Here is a 12,074-nt window from a genome sequence, read left to right as displayed (position 1 = left end):
TGGACTCCATAAGAAACCTTGCGGCCTTCAGCCAAGCTCGATGAGCCGCCCCACTGTGCTAGGCATCCATACCGCGGTCATCGGGCTGGATGAAGCCGACCGACGCCCGTTAAACCACTGCACTGTGTCTGCTGCCACCTAGGCGACGATCGCAAGGCCGTGTGAAATAGTTCACAGATTGGGAAAGAAAAGCTTACTACCATGGAGAGAGCGGCGGAGATGCTCCGGCCTGCTCTTGCTCGGTCGCCTGCCCATCCCGCTTGATGATGAATTGTTTTGTCCGTTTCACTCCCGGAAAGCCGACGACGATGATTGACGACGATTTGGTCCGGGCACATCGCAACAATATTCAACGCTACCACCTCTTATTGCAAACCACTCTGACGGAGTTCGAACGGCAGTATGTCGAAAGACGTCTGAGCGAGGAGCAATGGAAGCTGGATAAGCTAACGACTCGTGCTCAAGCAAAGCGAGACGGCTAATCGCCTACAGACCACGCAGGGTAGGACACCCGATGAGGCACACGGGTTTGCTGTTAATCCTGCGGCAGAAAAGTTTGTGCGAGCAGCTGCGCAGCTCAGAATTCCGGGCCGAGACAACTAGCCGAAGCACGGCAGCACCACCTAACCACTTGCGTTCGCCCGTCGGTTGCGGTTGGATCGTCTTTTTAGGATTTAATCCAATGGCAATCCAATTGCTTGTGGCGAAGGTTCTCAGGGACGAGCTATCTCTAACAGGCGTTCGATCAATAAGCGCTGAAGATTGCGAGGCTATTACTGCTCGCATCTTCGAACGGATCACTGAGCTCGAGCTAGAAGTTGCCGCCCGGGGCTTCAACATCCCCGCGAGCGGCGATGACAGACCGACGTGACGAGCCGAGCGTCATGTCCGTTTACGATCCGCTATCGAGGGAGCTGGGTCGCACAAGGACGCACACTATTCGGCTCACGTTCTCGGACATCGAGGAAATTCTCGGGAGGCCGTTACCGCCGTCAGCTTACAAGTTCAGTGCCTGGTGGGAAAATGAGGTTCGCGCAAAGCGGGGCACACGCAGGCCATGGCGTGGCTGCAGGCAGGCTTCGCGGCCAGAGTTTCTCTGAAACAGCGGGCGGTGGAATTCCATCGAGCCTGAAGGCTTTCACGTCGCGTCACCTTTGTGTCGAGCTTTCCCGCGCGTCCGGGCAGCGTCACTCGAGGGAGAATTCAACCCGAAGGCGGCGGACTGTTCTAGCCCTCCCCGCAGCCTCCGGCTCTTCGGCCCTTTTCATCCAGGGCTGCGTTCAAGCAAACGAGGTGCAGAACTGCATTCTTTGAGACAAGATAGCTCCCGTTCGAACGCCCCAGTCCTCGGGTTATCGGTCAGGCCTAATAGCGGCATACTCAACACACGACGAAGATCTTTCCCGTATTGCCGATTTGAAGAGCCAATCGGTCAGGGCTACACTCCGAATCAATAAGGCAATGGATGCCAGCGGTGGTACGCGAGATGATCCAACAGTCGTCAACCACCAATGTTGTGGTTGCAATCAGCGAGACCGCTGTGGCGTCGCCGCATGAGAAGCACCGTGGCTCGAATTCTAGCCCGGGGACAGGCGTACCCCCGAGCTCCTAGCCTCTGCGGGGCGACGCCTGGGGAGGCGCAAGCCTAGCGGTCCCGGGAAGCTGTTGGCGATGCTCAACGCGCGGTTCTCGTCGGTTTCGAGAGCTATTTTCTGGGCAAGCATGACGTCGCCCTGGGCCAAGCCACCTAACGGGACGAAGCAGCGCCCCGTTCCGAGCCGCCCGTATTCGTCTATCTCGTTGACGTTGGCGGACGTGCCGCGCCGGATTCGGTACCGCTTCCCAGTGTCGCATCCCACGACCTCGAAGTATCCCTTCCTGTCAAAGTCCGCCCTCTGCTGAGGCGAAAGCCAAGAACGAAGGAGGCGTAGCGCACGAGCGTGAATCGTTTTCTCGTCCTTGGATGCTTCATAGAGCTTCCCAATACAGAGGCTACGAAGGGGCCACCGACTGACCCGAGCTAAGTTCCTCTTCACCTGGCCATCACCCACCGACGAGCCGCGGAAAAAACAATGTCTCTTCGGCGGTCGGATCAAACGTGGTGATCCTGGTTACCTCCTCCGGGCTACTCCGCACCGCTGCAGTGTATCCTTTCCCGGTGAATTCCAGAAAACGTCTCTCCGCCTCCGCCAGAGCATCACCGCTGGAGTTGTCGAAGAAGTAGCGGCTGTCGCCGCTGTGATCCATCACGATCTGCGTTGCCATGCTGAGGCTCCCGATTGCACTTCGGAAGGAATGTGAAAGTGCAGACCTCGTTCCTATTTTCGTAAGCGCCGAGATATTTTTAGTTGTGCGCCTCACTAGCCCGACTGTGTATTCCGCCTGGCACGACGGACAAGCGCTCGCTTCGTCAATGTCGCACGCGTGGACTGAGAACGATTGAGGAGCTGACAATGCCCGAGCGTGAGCGGGACGAGATCCACCAGCCCGGTGCGGCCTTTGCGGGCCGGTACGATTTCGGAGAGACGCCGGCGGCAATCAAGACGGCCGAGGGATTGGCCGGATGTGGCCCAGTGCCATGATACTTGCGCAGGGCGCGCCTGCGATGGAGAGATCCATCGCCAGGTCCGGGACGGCTCAACCACAGTCCGGAGGGGCGGGCGCCGTCCGTCGGGCGCAACTTCAAGAGCCGGCGGCGCCTGGGAGGGAGCAGGTCGGAGAAACCTGCCAGCGTCAAGGTCGCGGCACGTGGACGTTGCCGCATTCTGACCCGCATCTGCATTTCACTATGTGAATCAGGGTCGACGGTTGCGGCTCGCAAAAAGCGACCTCAGGCCGAGACCTGCGGCCGAGGTTACCTTCCCTCCACTGTTCCTGCGGTCAGAGGCTGCCTTAGGCAGGGCTGCCCGCGTAAACGGTCTCACCATTGTGAGCAGGACGGAGAACCGGCCTCGCGCATTCTGCTGAATCCGCAACGGCTTGCCGACGACCTAAAGCGGCCACCGCCCTAAACCCAAGCGCCCGACCCGGGCCGTCTTTCCACGAATCGTAGTATCGCAGTAAGCGTAATGCGTCCCTCGCCGTCTATCGTGGCCGCCGATCGCCCATCGCGACGTCTATCTCAGCCGCTCTACGACAGGGCGCCCTTCCAAATAAGCGGGCTTACGCGGGCGGGGTTTTGCTGCTTCCGCGAGCCCGATGACGTGGCGCTATTCGACTTTCGGACTAAAGCCGTTTTGTGCGGGCCTGCTCCAGCCGCCCCGGTGACGCAGGAGGCCGATTTGCCGCCGTCGGATGCCATCTTCAGAGACTATTTATTGGGTCGGTCCAATCGAGCCGAGTGCGCCTCCGCCGTGACTGGCGCTCGTCGGCTCCTATCGTTGGACACCGTCATCAGTTCAGCTTGAAAAACGTCTGCCCTAGCCGCTCCTTGAGTGTTTCCAGTAACGACATTCTCGTATCAGGCGCCGCAGCTTGCGCTCCCGTTGCGGGTGCGGGAATAATATTCAACGGTTTCGCTGCTCGACGGTGAGAGACTTTTTTCGCGGATTCGCCTTTTGCCGCATGCTTCGACTTCAAGACCTCGCCGCCTGATTTCGGAGTGACCGGCTTCCGGGCGACGTCAAGTTCGGAGAATGCGCTCTGCAGAGGCCGAGCAGATTGCACCGACGTCATTGATGTAGAAGGACTGATGTTCGACGGAGCCACAATGGTCGGCAAGCTGGTATCGATTATGACCCGTTCAGGCGCCCTCTCGGCTGAGCTGATCTTGATGGACGGTCGCTCTACGTCGCTGTTATCGGGGCCCATCGCCTGCTGCGGCAAGCACCAGCCGATAGCGATCAGCAACAGGACGAGAGCGCTGCCGACGAATCCGAAATACTTCATCAAAGGCACAGGCCGCCTCCGTTTGGCGACGACCTTGAGACCTCGATTGTTAGCAAAAAGCTAAAGGTAGATTAAAACAGAAGACATGGTTATCACGCATGCTGCGGCGCAGCGGCTATTTCGCCGGCGTTCGTGACTTCGATGCTGCATCGTAGATCTCGATCTTCAGCTTCGGATACTTGGCCAACAAATCAAGGGCCGCGTTAGTCGCGGCGTCCTGATCTAGAAATTCGGTCTTGAAACGACCATCGACGAGCATCGCATAACCGATAGCCGGCGCGAGGTCAGCACGCCGAACTTGGCTTGGTTGCGGACGTTCCAGGTGAAGGGTTGTTTTGTTCATTCCTTGCTTATCCGGTTGGAGAACGCCCTTGCTGCTGAGGCTCTCGCAAATCGCCGAATTGGATGCTCGCGGTCTCCCAACCGGCGTAAGCACAGAACAGGAGAACAAAAATTCGAAATGCAATCGACATGCCGCCCGCCTTTTCTTGTTGGTGACGACGGTACAAATAACGTCTTACGGGCAGCTTAGGAGAAAGGGTTTGCGCAAGGTATACGCCTGAGCGAGAAGCGAGGCTGGTTTGCCGAAGCCGCAGTCACATTTCTGTCGTTGTCGGTCCTATTCAGCATTCATAAATGAATTCGCTATCGTGACCAGGTGTACTGCGGCGGTGCCCAGCTGCTCCATTTCCTTGTCAGCAGTGTAGGCTGAAGCCGCTCGTCGATAGGCGATTGCAACCGTTGCGTATGCATCCGTGATCAGTACAGCTGAATGATCGTGCGCATCTTTTGCTTTCCGATTACGTACTTGGACGACTTTTGTCGCGGCCTGAGCGGTTAATTCAGCAAGCTTCTCGTTACTTAAGCTCGGATCATCAATACCAGGCTGACATGCAGAAGCCGCGCCGGCGATTGCCTGATAGTATTGGCGCTTTTGCCACTCATTGGCCGTCAGGTAACTCTGCAGCAGGCGGCGAGCCCTGCCTTCAAGCTGCTTTCGATCGCTTTTGATCTTTCGACGATCTGAGCTAAGCCAGCGGAGCATCGTCTGCCTATTCACTTCGGCGCCTAACGCAAAGATCAAGGGGCTATAAAGTTCCACCAGCACACTTGAGCCCGTTCGCCCAGCGCCGCCCGGACATAATCTTACATCCTGCCGGTCTAGCGAACAGGACGAATTCCACGATGGATCAAGAGAGGAAAGAGGTCGAAAGTAATTTGCCTCCATATTGCTTTGTCCGCCCTGCGAAGGGTGCGTGCCGTCAGGGTATAAAGCTCGGTTTGCGGCAGCGGAACAGGGCCCCCGGTTGGATCGGCAGCGTAATCTAGGACGAGGTCGCACCTTCCTTCGCTGGGAAGCGGCGCAGAGCCCGCCGGCGATGGCCCGATTAACATTGAAGATACATTCGTTAGCAGGATTGTGCGTGCTGATTTTGAGCTGCACGATTTTGCGTGAGGACTTAATTGCATCCTGGAACGTGGCCAAATATCCATCAAGGGCTGCAAGCCACGTTGAAGCGTCAGTCGAACGAAGATCATTTTGCGCCGCCTGAACGAACAGGATAGCGGTCGCGTTTTGACCATGCACCTCGGCCCTGGCGCAAGCTGGCGGAGGTGGTTCAGGTGGAGCTTCTGGAGGAGGAACAGGCTCAGGCAGCACGACGGCCGGCTCGATGTCGAGCAGTGGCACCGCGAGCGGTACGGGTGGTTCGCCCGGACCTAACGCGAGCAACGCTCTCAACCATCAAACTACGGGAAATCGGCTGGGCAATCGCGCTAGGAATGAGAACATGGCTCTTCTATCCCCGCCAGCGGCTACGTCAACGATCCTACGATGAACAAGGCCGTGCAGAATTTGGGGAATACGAATACTGGTATTGTAGCGCTTAGCCGCTAAGCCTCCCCACCGGCGGGCGCCGCACAATGAGCGCCCTAGGTAAAATTAGAACGGCTTCTATTTGTCAAAAGCACCGTACACGATGTTCGTCAGCGCTGTTCTGGTCGACTAATCTGTCCAGTTGCATCATAGACGTCATCGCCCACACACGCCAGGAATAGACACAACAATTGTCGCTGGGCTGCGATCACAGTGCCCATGTTGCGGGATCGAACTCCCCGCATCATCCGAAGGGCGTTCACCGCATAGAAATGCAGCAGGCTGCAGATGCAAAACTTTTCGCCAAATGTGCTCCGCTGATTCCCGCTTGGACCGCGTGGCCGAACTATTGGACCCACCGGAAGCTGAGGTTATGGCCCCGGGCTCCTAGACACCCCGGGGCCGCCCTGCTTCAAGGCTGCGCTTGTTGCCGGCCTATCTTTTTCTAGCGCCGATGCAGATCATGGCGCCGAGCTTGCGAAGCGCTGGTGCGCCAGCCGCCATGTCGTGGCGAACGGCCAGATCCAGGCGAGCGCCGGCGTTCCCTCCTTCGCGCCCGTTGCGCGCAGGCCCGACTTCAGTTCAGAAAGACGCGCTTTTTTCCTGCTAGACCCGCACCCGAAGATGCCGAATTTCCCCTTGAGCCGGACTGAAGCCGGCGACATCGCGGCCTACATCGCATCGCTGCGTTAGCAGAGCGACCGATTGGTCAAGACACCTGCGACAGATGCAAATCCCTGCCTGAGAATCGACAGGGATCAGCGGAAAGGATGATGGGCGACGAATGAGGTCCATTCGACGGCCATCATGGACCGGCACCAGTGGCGATATTCACGCCGGACAAGTCCAATCTGTGGACGCGGCGTGAACACACCGAGAATCAGGACTTGTCCTTACCCGGTTGCATGAGACTGCCGGTCATCTGGCGCATGTGGTCTCCGGCACTGGTGAACTGGCTGCGCAGGAAATCCGATTGGATTCGCATCGCCTCCTGAAGGTCGGTCGCATGGACGAGCTTGCGAGCATGCTCGAACGCCGACTTCATGTTCTGCTCGGTGAAAGCGAGCGCCTGCTTCGACACGTCCGCCCCCGCGCCCGGAACGGTCGTCATCGACTTGGTGGCGGCTTCGAAAAACATGCCGAATGCCTTTTCCGCCTGGTCAATCGTCTTCTCGGCCAGGTCGCGCAGTTCGGCCGGAACTTCGAGCTTCGGTTCGATCATGGTCGCACTCCTCCCGTTTTCAGAACTGAATACCACACTTGCCGGATCGCCTGCCAGCGTCCAGCCCCGGGGAAGTCGTCGCTTGGCGGCCGGCTTTGGCAGGAAATCGTAAGGCGGGCGCGCGGGCCGGCTCAGGAAAGGGGGTGTTCGGGGAGGGTTTCTTCGGTGGCGAGGTCTTCGACGAGCTTGATGACCTCGAAACGCTGCCGGGGCGCGAGCTTCAGAAAGGCGCGGAGCAGGCGCAGGCTTTCGACGGTGCCGCTTGCGGGCGCGCCGAGCTTGAGGTGCAGCTCAGCTGCGAAATCGAGGTTCTTCATCTCGCACCTATGACAAGCATCGGACTTCGTGATCCAACATCGAGGTCCCAACTAAGAACCCAACTAAGAACCCAACGCCATAACCGGATGCCATAACCGGATGCCATGGCGACGGCGCGCCTTCGGCCGGGGGGAAGCCCGGTGTGTTCGCACGCCGAGCTACATGTGCAAGCGCGCACCTGAAGAGGTTGTAACTATGTCAAGAAACAACCCGTCCGGCAAGCCCAACGGTTGGCGCAGCGATGCTTCGTCTGCATCGCACCACGGCAATTCCGGATAACAGGAATAGGGCCCGCCGTCACCCACCTGCGTCAAGAAGCGTCATCGATCAGGCATACAGCCTCGATTGCCGTCAATCGACGCTGCGTTTCGTGTTGTTTCGGATGTGAATAGACGTTGGTGGACGCGAACCAGTGCTTCTTCAGCGTATACACGTAATTGTTGAGTCTGGCGTCGGCGGTTGTATCGTCGACGAAATAGGCGTCGATCTCGCGCTGTGGATCGGCAGCCACAGCGCGGCCTTCTGACCAAGAGACAAACTATTACGTTTGGATTTCATTCAAACCCGTCCCCTCGAGCTCTTGGACTTGGACCCGCCTCTTCGCATCAGGATTCATCGGGCCCCATTTGTTTCCGGCCGTGAACTGTTTTCGAGGAGCAAACGACAAAGCGGTGGCGTAACAGTCACGCAGATCACGGGCGCCGTGGCCGATGCATTGATCGATTCGGGCGCCCCAGCACCAAAGGACGACGGCATGCTTTCTCGCTGCGATCTCATCAAGGGCGCCGCAGTCGCGCTTCTCACCTTCTCGACACAAAGCGCGTGGGCGCAGGAGACCAGGATGAACCTGTTCAAGATCGTCACCATCAAGGACGAAATCGTCGTCGGATTGTCGACGGAGGAGCTTCAGGTCCTCGGCGGCAATGATGCGAGCGCCGTTGCACATGCTCTGGCACAGAAGGGCGATCTCACCGTCTGGCAATACAACGTGCATCGCGGTCCGAACGGCGAATTGCAGCAGGCGCCGACCGCCAGAATCGGCCTTTTGGCCAACGCCTCGCTGCGGGTCGAGCCCTATGCCACGACCTACCAGATCCTACCGCATCCCTAAGCAGCGGACCGGCGCGCCCACGACCGTGATCGCGGCGTTGTCATCTTCGTTGCCCTGCACGCCCCGTTTCCGTCGCAAAGCCATAGATCAGTGCCAGCCGGTCCAGGCATTCACGGAAACGTCGGGCAAAATAGTCGATCCAGCGCTGCGTACGGACGGCGCGACGCTGGCCGATCTCGTCCATGGTCAGGCCTAGCACCAACACGTCGTGCACTAGCGCGGCACCGTCTGTGCCGAGTTCGCGCTCGATCCGGTTCAGCCGCAGCACCGCCTGGCGTTGGCTCTCGGTGACCGGCTCGCGCATGCGCGCGCCATCGACATATTCACGAGTCGGGTCCATTGCCTGAGGGCCTCGCTCGGCTTTCTCCCAATCGTCCTGGAAGGCGCGCCCGCCGCGATACTGCGCCTCGTCGATCTGACGGTGCGCATGCAGCCGGCCGAGCGGATCGCTGCGGATCGACCGCACGGCCATAATCTTCTCGCCGGGGTCGAGCGCCAGCGGATTGTCCACCTCGACTTCCGCCACCTCCGCATTGAACGGTATCTCACGTGAGCGTCGGTCGTGGACATTCGCCAGTTTAAAGGACCTGTTGCGTCGGACACGTGCCACTCGGATACTCCTTGCGAAATTGACGATTGAACGGACGGTCGTCAGGTCACGCGGCAGAGACCAGCCTCAGCACGGCGGGACCGGCGACGCGGGCGGATCCAGCTCCGGCGCGGCGCGTCAGGCGCGCATGCGGCGTGCAATAGCTCGAGCCCGGCTCACTTGGATGGCCGCAGAAGGTAATCTCCTCCCCGTCCTTGTCGCCGCCATAGGGATAGCGACAGTCCTCGGCAGCGAGTTCGACCAACGGGACCAGGCGCGGCTGGACGCCGACGCAGCGCAATTTGACCTGCGCGGCAGGCTTTCTCGCAGATTTCGGCGGCAGGTTCAGTAACGCGGGACGGTGCGGGAGGATAAGACAGGCTCCAGACGGCAGCACCGGCACGATCGACGGACTCGTCATCCGCACCTGCACGATCAGCCCGAGCCGCTTGGCACGGCCGACCACCGCGCTGCGCGTGTAAGCCGTTCCAAACCTTGCGTTAATCTGTCTTCCGATCTCCGTATAAGACATTCCCTTGAGAAAATAGTCGCGAAGCGCGTCGGAGTGCTCCGACGGCCAATGGCCCGGTTCCATGCTGCTGTCCTGTGATGCGCCTCCTTCGATCGCACGATCGCGAAGCGGAGCCTACATTCCGGTATTCCGAAGTCAGAGTCAAGCGATAATTCTGATATTCATAATTGCATCAATTCCGAATTTCGGATTACAAGAGACGGACGATGGACAATCGAGGGAATCACCATGTTGGACGCTGCAATGATCGAACGGGGCCTGGAAAAGACGGGCAAGAGCAAGGGCGGCCTGGCGGCTGCCATGGGCGTACGCCCCGGCGCTGTCTCGGAGATCCTCGGCGGCGAACGCCTGGTGAAGGCTTCGGAAATCATTCCGATCATGGAATATCTCGAGCTCAATCTCGCGCCGATCATGGGCCGCGTCGGGGCCGGTGCCGTGATCGAGCCGGACTATGAGCAGGTTCCCCCCGAAGGCCTTGGCGACATCGCGCTGCCCTTTCCGATCATGGAGGAGACCATCGCATTCGAGATCGTGGGCGATTCGATGCTGCCCAAATACGAGAGCGGCGACGTAATCGTAGTCTACAAGGACCAGCGCCATCCGCTGTCGAGCTTCTACGGCGAGGAGGCCGTGGTCCGGCTCAAGACCGGCGAGCGCTATCTGAAGACCATCGAACGAGGCAAATCCCCCTCCGTCGTCAATCTCAGCAGCTTCAATGCCAAGCAGATCGTCGGCGTGAAACTAGAGTGGGTCGGCGAGATCTGCCTGTCCATGCCCAAGGGGCAGCTGGAGCGGCTGCGCGCCAAGTCGGCGCGCCCGCGCAAGAGGGGCAAGTAGCTGCAATTTCCGTTTTTACGAAATTCACCTTGACTTGATTCCGTTTTTCGGAAATACTCTGCCGTGCCCGACCATGGGCACGGCAGGATCGTTTCATGCAGTATTTCGTCGTGATGATCGACTATGGGCGCCGCGGCCGCGAGGCAGTGGTCGACCCTGAAATCACCAGGCGCGAGGTCATTTCCCGCGGTGCCTCAGGGGAATATCGGAATATCTCGTTCATCCAGGAAATCGTGGAGAATTCGGTCGAAGACGTGACCGAGGCGATCCTCGCTGAGGCTGCCCTGCCCCGGATCCCGCCCGAAGAAGTCGACCTCCAGGCTCTCCGCCTCGATCACGCCCGCGATCTGCGCAAGCACGAGCGGACATAACGCAGGCCCAGGGCCGACCTTTTCCGGTCCGATCGAATCGGAACGGGCTCTGGATTTCTTATTTTGACGCGTTTTCTTTACGCGAACCGGAATCCGGTTCGCTCGAAACGCTCTGCCAGCCTGCGCCACAGCCCGGTCGGAGATCACACCGTGAGGACGGTCGATCCCGTGGTCTTGCGCGCGGCGAGATCGGCATGCGCCTTGGCGGCGTCCTTCAGTGGATAGGTCTGGCGCACCTCGATCTTGACCGCGCCGGACTTGACGACATCGAACAGCTCGCCCGCCATCGCGACCAGGCTCTCACGCTTGGCGGCGTAGGTGAACAGCGTCGGCCGGGTGACGTAGAGCGAGCCCTTCTGCGCCAGCAGACCGAGATTGAGCGGCTCGACGGCGCCGGAGGACGCACCGAACAGCGCGGCGACGCCGAGCGGCGCGAGGCAGTCGAGCGACTTCAAGAACGTGTCCTTGCCGACGGAGTCATAGACCACCGGCACCTTCTTGCCGCCGGTGATCTCGTCCACGCGCTTCACGAAATCCTCGCGGCTATAGATGATGACATGGTCGCAGCCATGCGCCTTGGCGAGCTTGGCCTTCTCGTCGTTGCTGACGGTGCCGATCACGGTTGCGCCGAGATGCTTGGCCCACTGGGAGAGAATCAGGCCGACGCCGCCGGCGGCCGCATGCAGCAGGATGGTGTCGCCGGCCTTCACCCGATAGGTCTGCCGGATCAGATATTGCGTTGTGAGCCCCTTCAGCATCATCGCCGCCGCGGTCTTGTCGTCGACACCGTCCGGCAGCTTCAGCAGTCGGTCGGCCGGGATCAGCCGCGCCTCGGAATAGGCCCCGAGCGGCGAGGCGCCGTAGGCGACGCGATCGCCGGGCTTCAGATCGGTGACGCCAGGCCCGACCTCCTCGACGACGCCAGCAGCCTCGCTACCAAGCCCACTCGGCAGTTGCACCGGGTAAAGGCCCGAACGATTGTAGATGTCGACGAAGTTGAGACCGACGGCGGTATGGCGGATTCGTGCCTCGCCTGGTCCGGGCTTGCCGACACTGACTTCTTCCCAGACCAGCACTTCCGGACCACCAGTCTTGTGAAAGCGAATGGCATGCGTCATGGGCGTTGCTCCCTTATCGTTGAGGTCGAAGTCCGAATACCGGATCGGTCTTTTGAAATAGGTATTTGCTCCACCCGTCACAGTACAGAGACGTAACAAGAATGTCACAGCGAACGACAAACCTCCGCCGTTCCGCCTCTGTTCGAAAGAGTTGATGTCGGCCTTTCGGCGGCCGGCAGTAGCCTTCGCGCGGGTTTGGAGGTCGTCTGCGA

Annotated in this window: 14 protein-coding genes and 1 pseudogene; 4 read left to right on the top strand and 11 right to left on the bottom strand. The window is 59.6% G+C overall.

Features of this window, described 5'->3' with window-relative positions:
• Positions 1-1,577: 1,577 nt before the first annotated feature.
• The 5 genes from IVB54_RS12445 to IVB54_RS12425 form a co-directional block, all read right to left on the bottom strand.
• Positions 1,578-1,985: a hypothetical protein gene (locus IVB54_RS12445; RefSeq protein WP_247452804.1), complete on the bottom strand. Its 408-nt coding sequence runs from the start codon at positions 1,983-1,985 to the stop codon at positions 1,578-1,580.
• A gap of 58 nt (positions 1,986-2,043) precedes the next feature.
• Complete coding sequence (locus IVB54_RS12440; protein ID WP_018460208.1) at positions 2,044-2,265, bottom strand: hypothetical protein; 222 nt, start codon at positions 2,263-2,265, stop codon at positions 2,044-2,046.
• A 1,128-nt stretch (positions 2,266-3,393) separates the two neighbouring features.
• Positions 3,394-3,897, bottom strand: coding sequence for a hypothetical protein (locus tag IVB54_RS12435; RefSeq protein WP_247452802.1), 504 nt, complete (start codon positions 3,895-3,897; stop codon positions 3,394-3,396).
• Positions 3,898-4,003: 106 nt separating this feature from the next.
• The gene (locus IVB54_RS12430; RefSeq protein ID WP_247452800.1) at positions 4,004-4,231 is read right to left on the bottom strand and encodes a hypothetical protein; all 228 of its coding nucleotides are present in this window, start codon (positions 4,229-4,231) and stop codon (positions 4,004-4,006) included.
• Positions 4,232-4,507: 276 nt separating this feature from the next.
• Positions 4,508-4,996, bottom strand: a complete 489-nt coding sequence (locus IVB54_RS12425) for a hypothetical protein (protein ID WP_247367704.1) — start codon at positions 4,994-4,996, stop codon at positions 4,508-4,510.
• A 1,218-nt stretch (positions 4,997-6,214) separates the two neighbouring features.
• Here IVB54_RS12425 and IVB54_RS12420 point away from each other — a divergent pair.
• Positions 6,215-6,457 (top strand): annotated as a pseudogene (locus IVB54_RS12420) (cytochrome c); the annotation flags it as partial.
• Positions 6,458-6,644: 187 nt separating this feature from the next.
• On the opposite strand, the gene IVB54_RS12415 reads toward IVB54_RS12420, so the two are convergent.
• From IVB54_RS12415 to IVB54_RS12405, 3 genes are all read right to left on the bottom strand, one after another.
• Positions 6,645-6,986: a phasin gene (locus tag IVB54_RS12415; protein WP_018456669.1), complete on the bottom strand. Its 342-nt coding sequence runs from the start codon at positions 6,984-6,986 to the stop codon at positions 6,645-6,647.
• 131 nt (positions 6,987-7,117) lie between these two features.
• Positions 7,118-7,303, bottom strand: a complete 186-nt coding sequence (locus tag IVB54_RS12410) for a hypothetical protein (RefSeq protein WP_247297873.1) — start codon at positions 7,301-7,303, stop codon at positions 7,118-7,120.
• Between the two features lie 311 nt (positions 7,304-7,614).
• Complete coding sequence (locus IVB54_RS12405; RefSeq protein ID WP_247777241.1) at positions 7,615-7,815, bottom strand: hypothetical protein; 201 nt, start codon at positions 7,813-7,815, stop codon at positions 7,615-7,617.
• A 243-nt stretch (positions 7,816-8,058) separates the two neighbouring features.
• On the opposite strand from IVB54_RS12405, the gene IVB54_RS12400 reads away from it, so the two are divergent.
• Positions 8,059-8,415: a hypothetical protein gene (locus IVB54_RS12400; protein WP_247452796.1), complete on the top strand. Its 357-nt coding sequence runs from the start codon at positions 8,059-8,061 to the stop codon at positions 8,413-8,415.
• A 40-nt stretch (positions 8,416-8,455) separates the two neighbouring features.
• Here the strand turns inward: IVB54_RS12400 and IVB54_RS12395 are convergent, their stop codons facing one another.
• The gene (locus tag IVB54_RS12395; protein ID WP_247452794.1) at positions 8,456-9,025 is read right to left on the bottom strand and encodes a hypothetical protein; all 570 of its coding nucleotides are present in this window, start codon (positions 9,023-9,025) and stop codon (positions 8,456-8,458) included.
• A 46-nt stretch (positions 9,026-9,071) separates the two neighbouring features.
• Positions 9,072-9,599 (bottom strand): GcrA family cell cycle regulator, encoded by a 528-nt coding sequence (locus IVB54_RS12390; RefSeq protein WP_247338212.1) that lies wholly within the window; start codon positions 9,597-9,599, stop codon positions 9,072-9,074.
• A 165-nt stretch (positions 9,600-9,764) separates the two neighbouring features.
• Here IVB54_RS12390 and IVB54_RS12385 point away from each other — a divergent pair, with 165 nt between their 5' ends.
• Entirely contained in the window at positions 9,765-10,373 is a 609-nt protein-coding gene (locus tag IVB54_RS12385; protein WP_247297883.1) for a S24 family peptidase, read from the top strand.
• A 95-nt stretch (positions 10,374-10,468) separates the two neighbouring features.
• Entirely contained in the window at positions 10,469-10,744 is a 276-nt protein-coding gene (locus tag IVB54_RS12380; protein ID WP_247297900.1) for a hypothetical protein, read from the top strand.
• Between the two features lie 143 nt (positions 10,745-10,887).
• Here IVB54_RS12380 and IVB54_RS12375 read toward each other — a convergent pair whose 3' ends face one another.
• Entirely contained in the window at positions 10,888-11,862 is a 975-nt protein-coding gene (locus tag IVB54_RS12375; RefSeq protein WP_247297903.1) for a quinone oxidoreductase, read from the bottom strand.
• Between the last annotated feature and the right edge of the window lie 212 nt (positions 11,863-12,074).

The sequence above is a fragment of the Bradyrhizobium sp. CW1 genome, from assembly GCF_023100665.1.
Taxonomy (GTDB): domain Bacteria; phylum Pseudomonadota; class Alphaproteobacteria; order Rhizobiales; family Xanthobacteraceae; genus Bradyrhizobium; species Bradyrhizobium canariense_D.
This window is presented reverse-complemented; position numbering and strand designations above follow the sequence as displayed.